The following is an 18,745-nucleotide window of genomic DNA, read 5'->3' on the forward strand; positions in this document are numbered from 1 at the left end:
TTGACCTTGTGGATGGCATACATCGGTAAGAGGTACAGCACCATAGCGATAATCGGCCCGGAGAGCGACTCGATGAGCGACAGCACTGATGGATTGAGGATCGCGGCAATCCAGGCGGTCAAAACGACGAATCCGATGACGCCGTAGCGGATGTACTTCTGATTGAGGCTTCCGTCCTTGGTGCCGAACGTGTTGTTGATGATGCCAACACCACCTTCAATACCTCCTAGCCAGTGTCCGAAGAATGACGAGGCGATGGCAACAATGGAGATCGCAGGTCCAAGAATTTGCAAGAACGGCTGATCAAGTTGATTGGCGAGGTACGACACGACCGGTAGGTTCGCCGCACGGGCTTCTTGCATACCTTCTGGACCAAGCGCCAATGCGGCTGACCAAACAAACCCCATAGTGAAGATGGTGAGGATGACGGCGGTCCATTTAATGATCTGGGCTGCTTTCATCCCGGCTCGGAGCTTATACCTATCTTTCAGCGAGACCGTGAGCTGGCTGGTTGCCGCTGCGAAGCTAAAGGAGAAGACCAGGACGGGAATGACTAGCCAGACCGAGGACACGAAGTCACCGAACGCAGGCATCTCACCGAATGAGTCCAGCTGCCAGTACGGAATGAGCCAAATGATCAAGAAAGCCAAGGCGGCAATCAGGGGGTATACGATCCAGCCGGTGACAATCGATACCAGCTTTGGTCCGGCGATCATCACGGCTGACATCGCTAACACCAATATCAGCGATAACAGCCAACGCGGCCAGGGTTCCATACCCAGCTGGTTAACCATCAAAGAGTCGACCGTATTCGTGATCGATACCGCGTAGATCAGGATGATTGGATAGATCGAGAGGAAATAGACGACCGTGATGAAGATGCCTGCGCCGCGTCCAAAGTACTGGCGAGAAACTTCCGTGATGTCCGACGTAGGTTCACGAACCGCCACCACCATTCTCGATAACCCTCGGTGCGCAAAGTAGGTCATCGGACCGATCAAGATCGTGGCAACAATCAGCGGGTAGACCCCACCTTCACCGGCGTTGATGGGCAGGAAAAGAATCCCAGCGCCCACCGCGGTGCCGAACAGGCTAATCAGCCAGCTGGTATCGAAGCGACTCCACTTGGGTTTTTCTTCCTTGCCCCGGCGCATTTCAAATTCCGCTGGGGTAACGGCAGTACCGCCTTCCGTGGGGAATTCCTCTCGGGACCAGCTCATACAGTGATCGCTCCTCTGCTCGGCGGACACTGCACCGAATCACACATTAGAAGATGGCACCGGCCTGAACACAGACCGCCAACTTAGCCTAGGTCAGATTGTGACAGGGCACATAATTAGAGGTGAAAGTACAGCGGGAGCCAACGAATCTTCGTTGGCTCCCGCGTTACTTTCGATGCTTTGAGCGTCATCGAAGATGAGATTAGTAGGCTTGTTTGCGCTGTTCCGTTACCAAATGGATCAGGGCAAACGAACCCTGGTTGATGGCGTCATAGCAAGCTTGGATTGCATCCGGCAGCTGTGAATTCTCGGTCACCTTGATTCCGAAACCGCCGAAGGCTTTGGCCATGTCGGCAAAGTTCGGGTTCTTCAGCTGGGTTCCGGAAACTCGGCCCGGGTAGTCACGTTCCTGGTGGGTACGGATGGTGCCGTATTCCTGGTTGTCCATGACGATGATGAACGGGGTGGCACCATATTGTTTGGCGGTGGCAATTTCTTGTCCGTTCATCAGGAACTCGCCGTCACCTGCAATCGACACCACGCACTTTTCTGGGAAGTTCAGTGATGCTGATACCGCAGAGGGGATGGAGTACCCCATGGAACCGTTGCGTGCCGAAATGAGTGAGCCGTAGTGGTGGGTCGGGAAGTATCGGTGTGCCCAGTTGGTGTGTTCACCGGCGCCGAAGGTGACCATCGCATCGTATGGCAGCGTTGGCACCAGATGGGCCATCATCGCATCCATGGTGGCCGGACCATCATGGATGTTTTCAGTTGGCAGGGCAGCAAAGTCTTCCTGTTGTTGGCGCATCTTGGCCGTCCAGGATTCCCATTCGGGTTTATTCGGCAGATCCATGCGCACCAGGTCACGAACAAAGTCAGCTGGTTTGGCCAAAATTTGATGGGATACTGGACCGGAGCGACCACGCAGTGCAGGATCGATTGTGACCAGGAAGTTTTTCTTATCCCAGTTCTGGCGAATCGTGAAACCATCGGTGATCATGTCCCCGGGTACGGTTCCAACGAAGACCAGGAGGTCGGTTTCCTCGAGGAGGTCGTAGGTTGGTTTCGGTCGCCCATAACCCATTGGTCCAACATATGATGGCGAATCAAACGGGATAGTACCCTGGGTACGCCATTCAACGGCACCGGCGATCTTGTGGTCTTCTAACCATTTGACCAGCTGTTCTGAGGCTTCGCTAGTCCAGTCGTTACCACCGGTAATGAACAGTGGCTTTTCCGACTCCAACAGGGCATCGTGCAGCTGTTTCCAGTCGTCGACGGTCATACCGCCACCGGCAACTGGAATTTGAGGATGTACTCGCGCATCGATGGGCTGGGTGATGATGTCTTCGGGAAGACCAACCACTACGGGGCCGGGGCGTCCGGAACTTGCAGCAAACATTGCTTCAGCAACAATTTCGGAGGCGCGTTCTGGGTGGTCGAGGACCATAACGCGTTTTGTTCCGGTGCCGAACCAGGCGTGTGGATCAAATTCCTGGAAGGCTTCTTTTTCGCGGTGTTCGAATGGGATGAGGCCGACGAACAGCACCATTGCTGTTGAGTCTTGCCATGCGGTGTGCAGTGCCACGTGGGCGTTTGCTGCACCTGGACCGCGGGTCACCATGGCGACACCGGGAGTTTGGTTGAGTTTGCCGTCTGCTTCGGCCATGTAGGTAGCTCCGCCTTCGTGGCGGCAGATGACGTTTTTGATCGGGGAATCAGCGAGTCCATCGAGGACATCCAAATACGATTCACCCGGGATCGAGTACACGCGTTCAACTCCGTGCGCTACCAGAGAGTCAACGATGACGTGTCCAGCAGATTTCTTCTGACCGTTACTATTGAGTGGATAACCCATGAAATAGTGCTCCTTGACTGAAATACCTTGCGTTCAGCCCAGTCGCCATTGACATATGGGCAAGCGCTAACCTTTATAAAGTACCAGCCCTGGTTGGAATATCTGAACTATAACCCGACGTTTCAGTAGACGAGACCGCAAATATTCCCGTCCGCAGCATGCAGTGCTGCATTAGGAGAAATACAGCATGTCCAATGTCATCATCGTCGGAGGCCACGGTAAAGTCGCGCAATTAGCTACTCCACTGTTGGTTGAAGCTGGTCACAAGGTCACATCAATTATCCGCAGCGCGGACCAGGAAGACACCATCAAACAGCTGGGCGCCACACCGTTGCTACTGGATGTCGAAACCTCAAACCAAGATGATCTGGCCAAAGCATTTGCCGGCCAGGACGCCGTCGTTTGGGCAGCTGGTGCCGGTGGCGGCAACCCCGAGCGCACCTATGCTGTCGACCGTGATGCAGCAATCGCGTCGATGGACGCAGCACAAGGTGCCAACGCTTTGCGCTACATCATGATTTCCTACCTTGGCTCTTCGTTAGACCACGGGGTCGATGAAGACAACTCATTCTTCCCCTATGCACAATCCAAGGCACTGGCCGATGAGCATCTAATGGATTCCGATCTGCACTGGACCATTCTTGGCCCCGGTATGCTGACGTTGGAAGATCCATCGAATACGATTCGCCGCGTTGGCCGTATGTCCAATGACAGCCTCGATGACAACGATTCCAAGGACACGTCGCGTGCGAATGTGGCCAATGCAATCGCTGCTGCCCTGAGCTCAGATAAGACAGTCAATAACATTGTGGAATTCGTTGACGGTCAGACCCCAATCGAAGACATCTTCCGCTAAAACACTCCGTTCCAGACGATCAGTAGTGGCTTGCCGCATCAATGACGTGAGACACTGGGAGGACCTTCCCGCGGAGATTTGATGCACTAGCGTGCCGCAAAGTTTCCGCACGAACACACAGAATTTCCTATCTGCAAAGGAGGCCACATGGCGCTCTTAGATTCCGCTGTATGGTCCGAAAAGATTTTCCTCAACGGCTGGCGAGCTGGTTCTGCTGAACCAACCGATATTCTGGAACCTGCCACCGGCAATGTTCTAGAACGTGCTGGCCTGGCAAGCGCCGACGATATTCATGAGGCCGCGCAAAAAGCTGCCGAAGCACAGAAAGCTTGGGCCGCCACCAAACCAGCCAAACGGGCCGCTGTTATGCGTCGAGCCGGACAACTGTTTGAAGAACATGCCGCCGAACTCACTAACTGGATTCAGCGCGAAACCGGGGCTATCCCGGCCAAAGCTGGCTTGGAAATCAACGTTGCTGCTAATGAATGTTATGACGCGTCAGCACTGCCCCACCACTCGATGGGTGATGTGCTAACTTCCGATGAGGATCACTGGTCCTTTGCACGTCGCCTGCCGGTAGGTGTTGTCGGTGTGATCTCACCGTTCAACTTCCCACTGATCCTTTCTATCCGTTCCGTCGTCCCAGCACTGGCGCTGGGCAATGCGGTCGTGCTGAAACCAGATCCACGCACCCCAGTCTCCGGCGGTGTCATGATCGCTCGTGCCCTGGAAGAAGCCGGTCTACCCGAGGGTGTCTTCCAGATGGTGCCCGGTGGAGCCGAAGCTGGCGCCGCCCTGACTGAAGCACCCGAAATTGAGGTCGTTTCCTTCACCGGCTCCACTGCCGCTGGGCGCAAGGTTGGTGAGGCCGCCGGTCGCAATCTCAAACGAGTACATCTGGAACTGGGTGGTAACAATGCCACCGTCGTATTGCCCGGGGCCGATGTCGCCAAGGCCGCTTCTGCTGGCGCGTTCGGCTCATTCCTGCACCAGGGCCAGGTCTGTATGACCACCGGTCGTCACCTGGTGCACGAATCTATCGCCGAAGAATATGTGGCCGCCCTGCAGCAAAAAGCTGAGCAGCTCCCACTAGGCGACCCCACCGATGAGAACATCGCGATTGGCCCGGTAATCGATGAAGGTCAGCGCGATAATATCGATCGCATCGTTCGTGAGTCCAAGGATGGTGGCGCCAGGGTCGTTGCGGGCGGCACCTATGACAAGCTGTTCTACTCTCCAACCGTCATTACCGACCTGACCAATGAGAGCCCAGCGTGGAGCCAAGAGATTTTCGGCCCGGTCGCGCCGGTCCGGACGTTTTCGACCATTGAGGAAGCAGCCGATATTATCAACGCTTCCGAATACGGTCTATCGGTTGGACTGCTCGGCAATGTCGGAGAGGCCATGAAGCTGGCGGACATGGTGCGCTCTGGCAAGGTGCATATCAATGAGCAGACTGTTTCCGATGAGTCCAACGCTCCGTTTGGTGGGTTCGGTAATTCGGGCAACGGTTCTCGCATCGGTGGCTACACCACGAACATCGAGGCGTTCACCGAAGTACAATGGCTGACTATGCGACCAGAAATCGCACCCTACCCGTTCTAAACACCCCTTCGCTAGCTAACAGTAGACCCCTTGAACCTTGACGGTTTCAAGGGGTCTGCCACGCTCAACCCGGATTCCAGAGCCAAGCGTGTGCATGACCGGTGGTATTTATCATCATCTGTCGTTCAACGTTATTCAGCTGTTTCGTTTCCATCCCGCAGATGAGACGATAAGAGTTGCTAGGGAATCTAGCGTCGTCTATCAACGAAGGATGATACCTATGACAATGCGAGCTGCACGTTTCTACGATCAACAAGATATCCGCATAGAAGATATTGACCGCCCAATCCCCGGCCCCGACGACGTTCTGATCGACATTGCATGGTGCGGTATCTGCGGTACAGATATTCATGAATACCAAGATGGACCAATTTTTATCCCTCCAAAGGGTAGTCCCCATCCGGTCACGGGCGAGGAAGCCCCAATTACCCTCGGTCACGAATTTTCTGGAACTATCTCCGAAGTAGGCGACAACGTCACCAGTCTCAAAGCAGGCCAGAACGTTGTTGTGGAACCATATGTGATTCACAAAGAGTACTGGGGCAAAGACAACTACCACCTGACACCCGATCAGAACTTTATTGGTCTGGCCGGTGGAGGTGGCGGTCTAGCCGAACAGATTGCTGTGGACCAGCACTGGGTGCACCCGATCCCAGACAGCCTGCCGTTGGACGAAGCCGCACTTATTGAACCACTAGCGGTGGCCTATCACGCGGTCGAACGTTCCGAGGCCAAAGCCGGCGACGTCGCTCTGATCGGCGGTGCTGGCCCAATTGGACTCCTGACTGCTGCAGTTGCCAAAGCACAAGGGCTGACCACTATCATGTCCGAACTGTCGAAAAAGCGTATCGAAACCGCCCAGGAAACCGGCGTCGCCGACCACGTTGTAAATCCCAAAGAGGTCGACGTGGTGGAAGAAGTCTTAAAGCTCACCGATGGCAAAGGCGCTGACGTCGGCTTCGAAGCGACCTCGGTTGATGTTGTCCTGAATACGCTTTTCGCGGCGGTGAAAAAGGCAGGCGTGATCGTCAACGAATCGATCTGGGGACACAAACCAGCGGCAAATCTTGCGGACCTGGTCACGAAGGAACAAGACCTGCGAGGCACCATCGGGTACTACAACAGTCATGCGCCAAGCATTGAACTGGCAAGCTCAGGAAAAGTAGATCTGAAACCGTTCATCACACACAAGATTGCCCTGGACGAACTCGTAAATACTGGCTTCGACACGCTGATTCATCACAATGACACAGCGGTGAAGATCCTCGTGTCCCCGACCGGCAAGGGCCTCAACAGCTAAGGTGCCACAAATAGAAGGATGAACCGGTATATCGTGGCTGTGGCACTGTGCTACGGCGGCGATATACCGAACCCCACCTTGCGTGCTTGCTGTCCGCGTCTAACGCCTAGTCTTTCAGGTAGGCAGCAAGACCCAGACTGCCAAACTTCGCTGACACATCCTGTGTGCCAATTGGAGCGTGTGCCGCTATACCAATCGGACCATGCGGGCAATCAACAATCAGCACCGACGTTCGTCCTTGATACTCGTGGTAGTCTCGCACTCGGCCCCAGCCGGAAACAGTCCAATGCTTCACCGTGTGTGGCCCATAGCCAGGCAGCGCATTGGCGAGACCATCTGGTTCGAAGACCGCAGCCATCCACTGCTTCACGCGCCCGTCGTCGGCGAACACCTGGCGTAGCACGGTCAGCAATTCCGCTGCGGTGGTGGTGCCGGTAAATCCTTCGCCACTTGAGCGTTCTTCGACACCGGTGATGGTGGTGTTGTTGAGATGGGCTATATACCGGCGACCGTGTTCAACCAAGTCGATACCCAGAGCCGTGAAATGCTCGAGTAGCGCCATGGTTGCAGCACCGTCACCACTACCGATCATCAGGTGCATGGCGTCGTCGACGGTGACGCGGAGGGAACCATGCAGGTGGCGCAGCGAACCCGTATAGGCGTGCGAACGGTGGTGGTCTGTGATGTCTATGCTGTGATCAAACAGTCCCGGATTCGTGTGTTCAAGCTCTGCCAAAGTGCAGGCAAAGAAGAGTTTCCCCACACCGGAAAAAGTAAACACCATATCGTCAAGGACGGCGCGACCACCTTCAACTGCGTAGAGCAGTTCACCAAATTCTTGGCCCCAGTAGTCAGGCTCGACCAATTGGCGCTTCAGGACTTCAACGCGATGGGTATCCAGGTAAAACGCCTCGATCGCGTTACCAAACTCCACGAACATTTCTTGTGCTCGCACCCGCCCCGGGACCCCGTCTTCGAATTCGACGGGAATGGACTCAGCGAAGACCGCAACGGAAGCAACCGGCTGGCCATCCCGATCCAGCAGCAAGCCAACTTGCGACAATCCTCGGATACCGCGGCCGTTCTTTTCTGCAAAGTGTCCCCAGCCCAGGGAGGCCCCCAACATGGGCGTCATTAAGTTACTCAACAATGCGATGGCTGTGGCGCAAAGTTGCGTATCCAAACCGAGTTCAACAGCTTGTTGGGCATCCTGGCTGCCCTGCGCCAACCGTTCTAATATCAGGGCCTGGTCGTGTGCGGAGGTAACGGTCATCGAATCAATCGAATGCGACCAATCCAGTTCGGCTGAGCGAGGGAAAATTTCACGGTGCAGTGAATCTTGCATCCCGATTCGTGGGCAGTAGTCGTTGACCCACTGCAGGGCGTCGCCGGTGGCTTCACCGATAGCATGGAACACAATTTGGGTACAGATGTTGTCTGAGGTGATCATCATCTGTGCTAGATGGTCGCGTAAACTCAGCTCGATCCCACCCGATAAGTGGCGCATGATGCCGGCTTGAACACCATCTTTGAGCGGATCATCAATCACATGCGGGTCATCCAGCGAAAGCCTGCCGGCCTGGACTAATGCGAGACAGGCTAGTAGAACGCTGACCTTCCGGGTGCTAAATGCTGCAAGCACCTCACGTTCCGATTCACCGACGGCCTGCCCCGTGGCGATGTCCCGTACTTGCCAATGCACCGCAAACGGGTATTCCTCGGTGATTTCGTGAAGACTGTTCCCTAAGGCATTTAACGTATCTGACATGTACTCCACGCAAAGATTATTTGGTGCAACGTAGCCGGGCTGAGTCTAGACATTTCGAAGCAGCGGACTTGTATGTTTGATTTTTCACATATTACCCCAGGTCTCTGAACGCGCACCCAAAATGGTCTGAAAAACCCTTTTGAAGAACTGTATAACAGCCGGCCTAGTTTCGCTACTGGGCGGTAGGTCCTGAGCGCGTCCGTGTGTCAGATACTGCGTGCACGAAAAAGCCCCGCCGGGTCAACGAGATCTCGTTGACCCAGCGGGGCTTCCAGGGGTGGGTGGCTATCTAGCCGGTGGTTACTCCTCGAGGAAGAGGTCTTGGGCTGTTGGGGCGTCGCCGATGAAGTCATAGCGATCAGCGAGTTCGACCATGTCCATGAGCTGTTCAGTATTCAGCTCGCCGTCGAGGCGCTCCATGGTGAGTGCTTCAGCATCTTCTTGTGAGATCTCGAGGAAGTCGACCAGCAGTTCGCGGGAACCTTCTTGGTCTTCTTCAGCGGCAGCCAGAGCTTCTGTCATGGCTTCACCGAAATCGGCGGCCATCTCAGGATCGTCAGCGGCCAATTCACCGGAGGTGAAGGTAACCATGGTTGCCATGCCTGGATCATTTTCCTGGAAGGAATAACCAATGAGTTCATTTTCCTCATCGGCGAGGAGACCGGAGAGGAACGGTTCTGGAATCCACACTGCATCCGTGTTGCCACGCTCAAGCTGTGCTGGCATATCTGGGAAGGCAATTTCGGAGAATTCGAGAGCCTGTGGATCAGCGCCGTCTTGTTCGGCCAGGTTCATCACAGTCAAGTCCCCAAGGGTATTGAGAGCATTCACCGCAGTGGTCTTGCCTTCAAGGTCTGCCCAGGTGTCAATGTCCGAGTCTGCTCGAGTGACCACGCCGGCCACATCCTCGCCATCTTCAAGAGAGTTGGAGTATCCAGCCACGATTTTCATGTCGAGGCCCTGGTCAACCGCGGTAACAACCGACAGCGGGTTACCAACACCAAAGTCCATCTGTCCGGCCGACACAGCAGGCAGCATCGCGGCACCGGCCGTGGAGACCTCATAGTTCACGTCGAAGCCGTGTTCTTCAAAGATGCCGTTCTCGATGCCGTAAGCAACGCCCACGCTGGGGGCGATGGACAACACGCCGATGGTTACTTCCCGGAGTTCTTCGCCGTCGCCGGAAGCCTCTTCGCCGCCGCCACCGCATGCGGTCAGCAAAAGGGCGGCTGTAGCGGCAGTTGCGATGCCTGTCATCAGTTTGTTCTTCATTGGTTCTCCTGGTATGAGTGCTTCCGGACGGACAACATGTACGACTAGAAACGGTATGAGGTGAGAGAGAGGATCGATAGCTGAGTTTGATCTATATATTCATCAATTGAGATCTACAATAGACCACTTCCCGTGGCATTGGAAGGGTTTATTCAACAAAATTGTTAGGTTCGTCACACGCGAATTTTTGTAAACAAAAGGGGCCTGTGGAAGCATCTTTTTGCTCTCCACAGGCCCCATGCGGTAGGCCTAGAGCCCGTTATGCGTAGAAGCGGGACAAGAAGGTCGCTACGACTGCTGGACGCTCCTCGCCCTCGATCTCGATGGTCGAGTTGGTGACCAGGTGCAGGCCATTGCCCTTGACCTCTTTTACCTCAGCGACTTCAGCGTGCATACGGATGCGCGAGCCGACTTTCACCGGGTTTGTAAAGCGAACTTTGTCGAGGCCGTAGTTCACCTTGGTGGAGACTCCGGTGACGTCGAACAGCTCAGACCAGAACGGGATGATCAACGAGAGGGTCAAAAAACCGTGTGCGATCGGGGCGCCAAATGGTCCTTCTTTCGCACGCTCAACGTCAGTGTGGATCCACTGGTGATCGCTAGTCGCATCAGCGAAGGTGTTAATCATGTCCTGCGTGACGGTCATCCACTCGGTGGAACCCAGGTCTGTGCCTGCAAGGTCAGCAACTTTGTCGAATTCGACGACGGTACGTGCAGTAGTTTCAGTCATTGGGATCAAATTCCTTATCTGTCTTCAGTCAATGGTTTAGGCGAACGCGCTTTGGCCGGTAATTGCACGGCCTACAATGAGTGCGTTGATTTCGTGGGTGCCTTCGTAGGAATACACTGCTTCGGCGTCAGCATGGAAGCGAGCAACATCCGTGTCTAGGGTGATGCCGTTGCCACCACATACTTCACGAGCCAGTGCGACTGTTTCGCGAAGTTTTGAAGCGGTAAACATTTTGGCCAGTGCCGAATTCTCATCTTTGTAGACACCGGCATCTTGCTGTTCGGTGAGCTGCATGGCCAGGGCGACCGAGGCGGTGACGTTGCCCAGCATGGTGGCCAGTTTTTCTTGAATCAACTGGAATCCGGCGATCGGTTTGCCGAACTGTTCACGATTCGTGGTGTAACGAACGGCGGCCTCATAGGCACCGGCCATCGCTCCGGCGGCGATCCAGGAAACATCGGAACGCAACAGGCGGAGGCATTTGGCGACATCGCGGAACGAGTTGATGTTCAGCAATCGAGCATCGCCGGGCACCTGCACATTGTCGTAGTAGATGTCAGCGTTCTGCATGATGCGCAGCGAAGCCTTGCGCTCGATCTTCTCCAAGGAAACGCCCTCGGCTTCGCGAGGCACGAGGAACGCCTTGACCTGGTTATCGGCGGTATCGCGAGCGAAGGTGCACAGCACATCAGCTTGGAACGCGCCACCAATCCAGCGTTTGGCGCCATTGATGGTCCACGTTCCATCGTCGTTTTGTGAAGCCGTGGTTTGGAGTCCACCGGCAACATCTGAGCCGTGCTCCGGCTCGGTCAGTGCGAAAACGCCGAGCAGTTCGTAGTTCACGATTTTTGGATCGAGTTCTGCGACCTGTTCTGCACTACCGCCTTGTTTCACGACGGTGCGAAACAAGCCGGCTTGCGCGTTGAAGAAGGTCGCGACGTTAGTGTCGCAACGAGCCAGCTCAAAGGTTCGCATGGATTCGAAAACACCGCGAACAGATTCGCCGGCTTCCTTGAGTGCCGCAGGATTCATCAAACGCAGGGATTGCAGCGGTTCAATAATTTCTTCTGGCAGGCGATCTTCGTGCCACGCATCGTTGAGGTACGGGTATACCTTCTCGGTGAGTGTGGTGCGCAGTTCGTCCAGCACGGTTTTCTCAGCCGCGGTCAAGCGTTCCGAAAAACCGTAGACGTCCCAGGACGGTGCTTGGCTCACGCTGATGCACCACCTTGATCCAGGCTGAGAAGCTTCACAGCGTTGTCCTTGAGGATCAGTGGACGAACTTCGTCTTTGATCGGCAAGTCTTCAAACGCGGCCAGCCATTTTGGTGGTGGAATCAGCGGGAAATCGGTTCCAAAGAGCACTTTGTGCTTCAGCACGTTGTTTGACTGACGCACCAGGGACTCAGGGAAGTACTTGGGCGACCAGCCAGATAAGTCGATGTAGACGTTCGACTTGTGGGTGGCAATCGAGTTGGCCTCGTCCTGCCACGGCACCGAAGGGTGGGCCATGATAATCTGCAGGTTTGGAAAATCTGCGGCAACTTCATCCAACAACAGTGGGTTGGAGTAGCCGAGTTTGATACCTGCACCGCCAGGGAGTCCGGCACCCATTCCGTTTTGTCCGGTATGGGAGAGCATCGGGAGACCAATTTCCTCCAGAGCTTCCCACAGTGGGTAAAACTCACGATCCGATGGGTCGAAACCCTGCACAGACGGGTGGAACTTGAATCCGCGAACGCCCAGCTCATCAGCCTGACGTTTCGCTTCCTCGATGGCTGCCGCACCAGTTCGTGGATCTACCGAGCCGAATGGGATCAGTACGTCGTTATTGCGTGCTGCCCCCGCGACAAGGTCGTCGATCGAGTTTGGCATGTGACCGTCAAACTGAGTGCGTGCATCCAGCGTAAAGACGACCGCTGCCATGCCGAGATCACGGTAAATATCGGCAATTTTGTCGATAGATGGCGTGCGATCTTCGGACTTGAAGTATTTGGCTGACGCCTCGTAGAACAGTTCCGGCATGGGCTTGTGGCCCTGCTCGTCAAGTTCAATATGAACGTGAACGTCTACCGCGGAGATCGCGGAGACATCAATGTTGGATACGTACTTTGCCACAGATACCACCTAGGCCTTTGGCTGCAGGTCTGCCGGCAGTTCTGGCATTTTTTCGCCGACTTCTTGCAGGTTGTCTTCAACGATCGAGCGACCGTTGGCCTTGAGTGCTTCGTAGTTCCAACCGCCTTCAAGGTATTCGGTAACAACTGGTTCTGGGTGGCCCCAAACCTGCAGACGATCGCCACCGACACCAATGGCCTGACCGGTGATGTTTGCTGCGTCGTCAGACGACAGGAAGGCAACCAAGCCGGCAACGTCGGCGGCGGTACCGAAGCCAAGATCCTTGCGGAAGAAATCTGGCATGGCTTCACCGGCTTTGTCAGCTTCGATCGCAGCTGAGAAGTACGGCACGGTTTCGGTCATGGCTGTTGCTGCCACTGGGATAATTGCGTTGACAGTTACACCGGCGCGCTTCATTTCGAGTGCCCAGGTGCGCACCATACCGACGATGCCTGCCTTGGCTGCGGCGTAGTTTGTCTGACCGAAGTTGCCACGCTGACCGGTTGGAGAACCGATGGTCACGATGCGACCTTTGATCTCATTGTTCTTGAAGTAGTCGAATGCTGCGCGAACGCAGGTGAAGGTTCCGCGCAGGTGCACGTTGATAACCTGATCGAAATCGTCATCTGACATTTTCAGCAAGCTACGGTCGCGCAGAATCCCGGCATTGTTCACCAAAATATCCAGTGTGCCAAAGTTTTCAACTGCGGCGTTCACCAGTTTTTCTGCCGTCTCGGTCGAACCGACGGCTGCAGTGACTCCAACGGCTGTGCCGCCCGCACTGGCGATGGACTCTACGGCCTGACTGGTGACCTCTTCGTTGACGTCGTTAATGACGACCTTGGCACCCTGGCGGGCGAGTTCTTGCGCGTAGGCTAGACCTAGACCAGCGCCGGATCCTGTAACGATTGCTACTTTGCCGTTCAGTGACATTTTTGACCTCTGTTCTTTGTTGCTACATTCAACTGTTCGTTGGATATAGAAATAATTGTGAATAACACTTATTGTCTATAACAACCGATAATTTTGTGGATGTCAATAATTGATGGAAAGATGTTTCATATGAACGCTGAACTGCTGACCTCTAATGAACTCGACCCCTCGCCACTGCGCGACACCGAGCTGGTCCAAGAGATCCAATTCCTAACTGCCCGACTGGCAGCCAAGGGCAACAACCACGCCAATAAACTTCTCGAGGAGCTCGATCTCAACGTCCGACAGTTCTCTGTCCTCGCACTCGCTGCCTCAGACCTCAAACCGACCCAACGCGAAATGTCCGCCTTCGTGGCACTTGACCCGTCACAGATCGTCGCCCTGGTGGACACACTCGAAGATCGTGATCTGGTCAAACGCGAGACTGATCGCCGGGATCGGCGCTCCAAGAACATCGTCGCCACCGACGCTGGGGAAAAGCTCTACCGTAAGGCTCGAGCCATTACGATTACCGCTGAAGACCATGTTCTGACGAATTTGACTGAGACCGAACGCGATCAGCTTCGTGAGTTGTTGACCAAAGCCACGCTCTAGGAAACTTCAACGCCATGCAGGCATCGGGACACAGCAGACGCTGTGTCCCGATTTTTTGTTTGCTAGTTTCCGTACAGCTCGCGCAGTTGCGGCTTGCGAACCTTGCCAGATGCCGTCCGGGGCAACTCATCAACAAAGACCACAGATTTCGGAATCTTATAGCGAGCTAGCTTGCCATCAAGATAGGACAGCACGTCGCTCTCGGTCAGATCGTGGCCTTCTCGGACCACGACTGCTGCGCGAGGGACCTCTCCCCACTTCTCGTCAGATACCCCGAACACGGCAACGAAAGCGATCGCTTCCATCTGCGCCAGTTCTTGCTCAATCTGGGCCGGGTAGATGTTCTCACCACCGGAGATAATCATGTCTTTCATCCGGTCGGAGATGAACAAGAAGCCGTCATCATCCATATAGCCCATGTCGCCACTGCGGAACCAGGTGCCGCCGTCATCGGTGATAAAGGACGACTCATTAGCTTCCGGCCGTTTCCAGTAACCGGAGATTACGTTGGGTCCCTGAATTTGGACTTCTCCAACTTCGTGGGGTGGTAGTTCTTTGCCATCGAGATCGGCAACACGAACGTGCGTATGCATTTGCGGCAGGCCTGCCGAGCCCATCTTTTCGCGTGAGTAGCGTCCAGGCAGTGAGGTAGCGCCGGGCGATGTTTCCGTCATGCCATATCCCATAGTGAAGCTGAGGCCGCGATCCTCATATGCCTCCAGGATGTGCAACGGCACAGCGGAACCACCGCAGGTGAGGCTGTTGAGCGAGGAAATGTCGGTCTTTTCCCAGGCTGGGTCCTCTGCCAGGAGTTGATACGTAGTGGGCACCCCTGAGATGAAGGTCGCCTTGTGCTGCTCAATGAGATCCAGCGCTCGGCCAGGATGGAAGCGGGGCTCAAGGATGAGATGCCCACCCTTGAGAAAGGTCGGCAATACGCCCATACCAAGTGCCGCGACGTGAAACATTGGCGAGATCATCAGCGAGACCTCGTCGCTGCTGATATTCATGTCAGAAACCACATTGACGGCATTCCAAGTCAGGTTGCCGTGGGTCAACATCGCACCCTTTGGGTTACCGGTAGTCCCCGAGGTGTAAAGAATAATGGCAAGATCATCGAGCCCCACATTGAGGTTCGGACGCTCCGCACTGGCATCAGCCAACACGTCGGAATAATTCTCGAACGGCATGGCTAAGCGGCCCTCTTCGGCTGGAACGCGCGCACCGTCGTCGACGAAGATCACGCGCTCCACGTCGGTGTCTTCCACACCCGCGACAGCCAGCGGCTCCATGGTCGTCGACGCGATGAGCATCTGTGCTCCGGCATCTTCCAGGTGGAACGCCACCTCCGGCCCCGCCAGACGAGTGTTGAGCGGCACGAATACCGCGCCGATGCTCCCGAGCGCGAATAGCGTCTCCAAGAACTCCACGGAGTTCTCGCCAAGGTACGCAACGCGGTCCCCCGACTTGATCCCGCGTTCAGTCAACGCATTCGCCAACCGATTGATCCGCTGACCGAACTGCTCATAGGTCAGCTCCAAGTCGCCCGCGGTGACCGCCATGCGACCTGCGGATTTTACCCTGCGCCGATGAATCCAATCGCCTATACCGTGATTCGTCATCCCACTCCTTGCCTAAAATCTCTTGTGAGCACAATCATACTAATTACATTTTGCATGAAATGATTGTTGTTCGCAATGATTGCATTACTTATGCAACCAGTGTTACTGCATCTCAGGCACGGAGAAAATTATGAATGACGAATACCCGCTAAGGCATCGCGGTCGATCTGCTCCTGGTTCTCCACATACGGGGTGCCGTGGGTATGGAACGTTGGCACTGTTTTCATTCCCCAGGCCTGACCCTTGGCGCGTTCTGCCTCGGACCAGTTGACAACTGGCTGGTCAGGATTCAGAATCAACCGTGCCCCGGCGTTGGCGAACTCGATGCGGTTACCGCCCGGCTCCCACACGTAGAGGAAGAAGGTCTGGTTAATCGCGTGCTTATAGGGGCCGTATTCGATGTAGACGCCCTCTTCGAGAAAGTAGTCTGCAGCTTTGAGAATGTCTTCGCGAGTGTCCGTGGCGAATGCCAGGTGGTGGAAGCGGCCACGCTCCCCGGTCCAGTCATCGGAGTACACGACGTCGTAGGATTTCTGTGCGAATCGGAACCATCGGGCCGCGTAGCCGCCTTCATCGAGTTCGACCTGCTCGGTCTCCCGCGACTTCATGACGTTGTCCCAGAAATCGCCCGCGGCATTTACATCTGCGGCCAGGTAGTTAATATGGTCGAGACGTCGGGCATTGACCCCGCGACCGGGAAAACGTGAGGCCTGGTTTTTTAGGGCCGGCCGGTCTTGGTCGTCGGCAACATACAGCGTGGTGTCATAGTAGATGCCGAATTCGTGGCCGTCCGGGTCTTCGAATTCGTAGTAGGCGCCGATGCCGACTTCTGGGTCACGCCAGCCTTTGCCCAGGCCGGTGGCTTCGATGGCCGCGACCCGGCGTTCGAGCGCTTCGGGGCTGGTAGCACGCAGCATGGTGCGGCCAACACCGTTGGTTTCGGACGCGGTGAGCTTGATCGAATAGGTTTCATATTCGTCCCAGCAGCGCAGGTACGCTGAGTTGCCGATGCGCTCAACTTCGCGCATGGCCAGCATTTCGTTGAAGAACCGCAGACTCTGGTCAAAGGTTGGGGTCAGGATTTCCACGGCGCTGATATGCGCCAGGTCGAAGTTTTCCAGTTCAGCCATGATCATTCCTTATTCGTTGTATTTCAGGCCGGTGGCCTCAAGTTTTTCTCGCATACCGTACACATCCAGCCCCAGTTCACCGGCAGCAAGGCGTGCACGAACCGTCGCTTCTTTGGCCTCTCGCGCTCGCGATGCTTCGACCACCTCCGCCACTCGGTCCGCCGGCACGACGACGACGCCGTCAGCATCTCCCACAACCACATCACCGGGGTTGACCAGGGCGTTGGCCACGGTGACGGGAATGTTGACCGACCCTAAGGTTTCTTTGACCGTGCCACGAGCGTGGATTGCCGCAGCAAAGACCGGAAAGTCCATCTCTTGCAGGTCTGCAATATCTCGCACACCTCCATCGATCACTAGACCAACACCACCACGAGCCCGAAAGGAAGTGGCCAATAAGTCACCGAAAAAACCGGCATCGGATGTTGTGGTGCAGGCCGCGACCACGACGTCACCATCCTGTAATTGTTCTGCGGCCACGTGCATCATCCAGTTATCACCGGGCTGCAGCAGCACGGTCACGGCCGGGCCGCAAAGTTTGGCGCCGTCATAGATGGGGCGCATATAGGGGCGCATCAGGCCCACGCGACCCATGGCTTCGTGGATGATGGCGGTGCCGTAGTCGCTCAGCGCTGCGACGTCGTCGGGGTTGGGACGCTGGATAGTCGTGTTGACTACACCGAGTTCATACATGGTGTTCCCTTTCTGTCTAGCGACCCTGGGCTGTCAGACGATCATCCAGGCGCGGGTGGATTCTGCGTGCGGTGGCTTCGAAAATGTTGTGACGATCGGTGTCTGTGAGTTCAGCGTTTTGGATGTATCGCACTGTGTCATCAAAGAAGTGTCCGGTGTTGGGGTCCTCGGTGCGCACGGCACCAATCATCTCGGAGGCAAACATGATGTTTTTATGCGGGATCACCTCGAGCAGCGTGTCGATGCCGGGCTGGTGGTAAACGCAGGTATCGAAATAGACGTTCTTCAGCAGGTGGTCTTCCAGGTCCGGCTTGTCCAACATCATCGCCAGCCCGCGGAATCGGCCCCAGTGATACGGTGCCGCTCCCCCGCCGTGCGGGATGATCATCTTGAGTTCCGGGAACGTGGAAAACAGGTCGCCTTCCAGTAGTTGCATGACGGCGGTGGTGTCAGCGTTCAAGTAGTGTGCGCCGGTGGTATGAAATGCCGGGTTGATCGAAGTCGAGACGTGCACCATCACGGGCAGTTGGTGTTCAATCAGTTTTTCGTAGACGGGGAACCAGTACTTCTCGGTCAGCGGCGGCGAAGTCCAGTGACCGCCAGAAGGGTCCGGGTTCAGGTTCACGGCAACAATATCGTGCTCGGTTACGCAGCGTTCGAGTTCTTCGATGACGGTGGCCGACTCAACTCCAGGTGATTGCGGCAGCATCGCAGAGGGGACGAAGCGTTCTGGATAGAGTTCGGATACCCGACCGATAAGGTCATTGCAGTGCCGCGACCAGGCGGACGAGGTTTCGAAATTTCCGGCGTGGTGCGCCATAAATGAGGCCCGCGGTGAGAAGACCTGGACATCGATGCCACGTTCATTCATCAGGCGCAGCTGATTGGGTTCGATCGACTCGCGAATTTGGTCATCGCTGATCATTGGGCCATCAACCGGTGGCGGGGCGCCGCCGTCCAACGCTGCAAGCTGCTGCTCTCGCCAAGCACCCAGCGGCTCCGGCGCCGTCGTATAGTGCCCGTGAATATCAATGATCAATGCGTTTC

Annotated in this window: 16 protein-coding genes; 4 read left to right on the plus strand and 12 right to left on the minus strand. The window is 55.6% G+C overall.

The window, feature by feature from the left end; genetic code table 11:
• A partial coding sequence (locus tag L0H14_RS04395) for an amino acid permease (protein WP_301421425.1) occupies positions 1–1,220 on the minus strand: 1,220 nt, incomplete at its 3' end.
• Between the two features lie 202 nt (positions 1,221–1,422).
• On the minus strand, positions 1,423–3,078 hold the full coding sequence (locus L0H14_RS04400) for a thiamine pyrophosphate-dependent enzyme (protein WP_301417436.1): 1,656 nt from the start codon (positions 3,076–3,078) through the stop codon (positions 1,423–1,425).
• Between the two features lie 187 nt (positions 3,079–3,265).
• Here L0H14_RS04400 and L0H14_RS04405 point away from each other — a divergent pair, with 187 nt between their 5' ends.
• From L0H14_RS04405 to L0H14_RS04415, 3 genes are all read left to right on the plus strand, one after another.
• Positions 3,266–3,934, plus strand: coding sequence for an NAD(P)H-binding protein (locus L0H14_RS04405; protein WP_301417438.1), 669 nt, complete (start codon positions 3,266–3,268; stop codon positions 3,932–3,934).
• 147 nt (positions 3,935–4,081) lie between these two features.
• Positions 4,082–5,539: an aldehyde dehydrogenase family protein gene (locus L0H14_RS04410; RefSeq protein WP_301417440.1), complete on the plus strand. Its 1,458-nt coding sequence runs from the start codon at positions 4,082–4,084 to the stop codon at positions 5,537–5,539.
• A gap of 226 nt (positions 5,540–5,765) precedes the next feature.
• Positions 5,766–6,839 carry a 2,3-butanediol dehydrogenase gene (locus L0H14_RS04415; RefSeq protein WP_301417493.1) on the plus strand — a complete coding sequence of 358 codons (1,074 nt, stop codon included), beginning with the start codon at positions 5,766–5,768 and terminating at the stop codon, positions 6,837–6,839.
• Between the two features lie 106 nt (positions 6,840–6,945).
• On the opposite strand, the gene L0H14_RS04420 is transcribed toward L0H14_RS04415, so the two are convergent.
• From L0H14_RS04420 to L0H14_RS04445, 6 genes are all read right to left on the minus strand, one after another.
• On the minus strand, positions 6,946–8,607 hold the full coding sequence (locus tag L0H14_RS04420; protein WP_301417442.1) for a serine hydrolase: 1,662 nt from the start codon (positions 8,605–8,607) through the stop codon (positions 6,946–6,948).
• A gap of 300 nt (positions 8,608–8,907) precedes the next feature.
• Entirely contained in the window at positions 8,908–9,879 is a 972-nt protein-coding gene (locus tag L0H14_RS04425) for an ABC transporter substrate-binding protein (protein ID WP_301417444.1), read from the minus strand.
• A gap of 259 nt (positions 9,880–10,138) precedes the next feature.
• Entirely contained in the window at positions 10,139–10,609 is a 471-nt protein-coding gene (locus L0H14_RS04430) for a MaoC family dehydratase (RefSeq protein ID WP_301417446.1), read from the minus strand.
• 36 nt (positions 10,610–10,645) lie between these two features.
• Positions 10,646–11,824, minus strand: coding sequence for an acyl-CoA dehydrogenase family protein (locus L0H14_RS04435; RefSeq protein WP_301417448.1), 1,179 nt, complete (start codon positions 11,822–11,824; stop codon positions 10,646–10,648).
• Positions 11,821–12,726: an amidohydrolase family protein gene (locus L0H14_RS04440; RefSeq protein ID WP_301417450.1), complete on the minus strand. Its 906-nt coding sequence runs from the start codon at positions 12,724–12,726 to the stop codon at positions 11,821–11,823. Before L0H14_RS04440 ends, L0H14_RS04435 begins: the two co-directional genes overlap by 4 nt.
• A gap of 9 nt (positions 12,727–12,735) precedes the next feature.
• On the minus strand, positions 12,736–13,659 hold the full coding sequence (locus L0H14_RS04445; RefSeq protein WP_301417452.1) for an SDR family NAD(P)-dependent oxidoreductase: 924 nt from the start codon (positions 13,657–13,659) through the stop codon (positions 12,736–12,738).
• 129 nt (positions 13,660–13,788) lie between these two features.
• On the opposite strand from L0H14_RS04445, the gene L0H14_RS04450 reads away from it, so the two are divergent.
• A complete protein-coding gene (locus tag L0H14_RS04450; protein ID WP_301417454.1) occupies positions 13,789–14,253 on the plus strand; it encodes a MarR family winged helix-turn-helix transcriptional regulator in 465 nt (154 codons plus the stop codon).
• Positions 14,254–14,315: 62 nt separating this feature from the next.
• On the opposite strand, the gene L0H14_RS04455 is transcribed toward L0H14_RS04450, so the two are convergent.
• From L0H14_RS04455 to L0H14_RS04470, 4 genes are all read right to left on the minus strand, one after another.
• On the minus strand, positions 14,316–15,875 hold the full coding sequence (locus L0H14_RS04455; RefSeq protein WP_301417456.1) for a long-chain fatty acid--CoA ligase: 1,560 nt from the start codon (positions 15,873–15,875) through the stop codon (positions 14,316–14,318).
• 128 nt (positions 15,876–16,003) lie between these two features.
• On the minus strand, positions 16,004–17,005 hold the full coding sequence (locus L0H14_RS04460) for a VOC family protein (protein WP_301417458.1): 1,002 nt from the start codon (positions 17,003–17,005) through the stop codon (positions 16,004–16,006).
• Between the two features lie 9 nt (positions 17,006–17,014).
• Entirely contained in the window at positions 17,015–17,698 is a 684-nt protein-coding gene (gene ligK / locus L0H14_RS04465) for a 4-carboxy-4-hydroxy-2-oxoadipate aldolase/oxaloacetate decarboxylase (protein WP_301417460.1), read from the minus strand.
• A 16-nt stretch (positions 17,699–17,714) separates the two neighbouring features.
• Positions 17,715–18,737 carry an amidohydrolase family protein gene (locus L0H14_RS04470; RefSeq protein ID WP_301417462.1) on the minus strand — a complete coding sequence of 341 codons (1,023 nt, stop codon included), beginning with the start codon at positions 18,735–18,737 and terminating at the stop codon, positions 17,715–17,717.
• Positions 18,738–18,745: the final 8 nt, after the last annotated feature.

This window comes from Yaniella sp. (genome assembly GCF_030453185.1).
Classification (GTDB): domain Bacteria; phylum Actinomycetota; class Actinomycetes; order Actinomycetales; family Micrococcaceae; genus Yaniella.

Bases quoted from the DNA above. Each gene is read 5' to 3' on its own strand.
- L0H14_RS04400 (WP_301417436.1), bottom strand. From the start codon at position 3,078: ATGGGTTATCCACTCAATAGTAACGGTCAGAAGAAATCTGCTGGACAC.
- L0H14_RS04405 (WP_301417438.1), top strand. From the start codon at position 3,266: ATGTCCAATGTCATCATCGTCGGAGGCCACGGTAAAGTCGCGCAATTA.
- L0H14_RS04410 (WP_301417440.1), top strand. From the start codon at position 4,082: ATGGCGCTCTTAGATTCCGCTGTATGGTCCGAAAAGATTTTCCTCAAC.
- L0H14_RS04415 (WP_301417493.1), top strand. From the start codon at position 5,766: ATGCGAGCTGCACGTTTCTACGATCAACAAGATATCCGCATAGAAGAT.
- L0H14_RS04420 (WP_301417442.1), bottom strand. From the start codon at position 8,607: ATGTCAGATACGTTAAATGCCTTAGGGAACAGTCTTCACGAAATCACC.
- L0H14_RS04425 (WP_301417444.1), bottom strand. From the start codon at position 9,879: ATGAAGAACAAACTGATGACAGGCATCGCAACTGCCGCTACAGCCGCC.
- L0H14_RS04430 (WP_301417446.1), bottom strand. From the start codon at position 10,609: ATGACTGAAACTACTGCACGTACCGTCGTCGAATTCGACAAAGTTGCT.
- L0H14_RS04445 (WP_301417452.1), bottom strand. From the start codon at position 13,659: ATGTCACTGAACGGCAAAGTAGCAATCGTTACAGGATCCGGCGCTGGT.
- L0H14_RS04450 (WP_301417454.1), top strand. From the start codon at position 13,789: ATGAACGCTGAACTGCTGACCTCTAATGAACTCGACCCCTCGCCACTG.
- L0H14_RS04455 (WP_301417456.1), bottom strand. From the start codon at position 15,875: ATGACGAATCACGGTATAGGCGATTGGATTCATCGGCGCAGGGTAAAA.
- L0H14_RS04460 (WP_301417458.1), bottom strand. From the start codon at position 17,005: ATGGCTGAACTGGAAAACTTCGACCTGGCGCATATCAGCGCCGTGGAA.
- ligK (WP_301417460.1), bottom strand. From the start codon at position 17,698: ATGTATGAACTCGGTGTAGTCAACACGACTATCCAGCGTCCCAACCCC.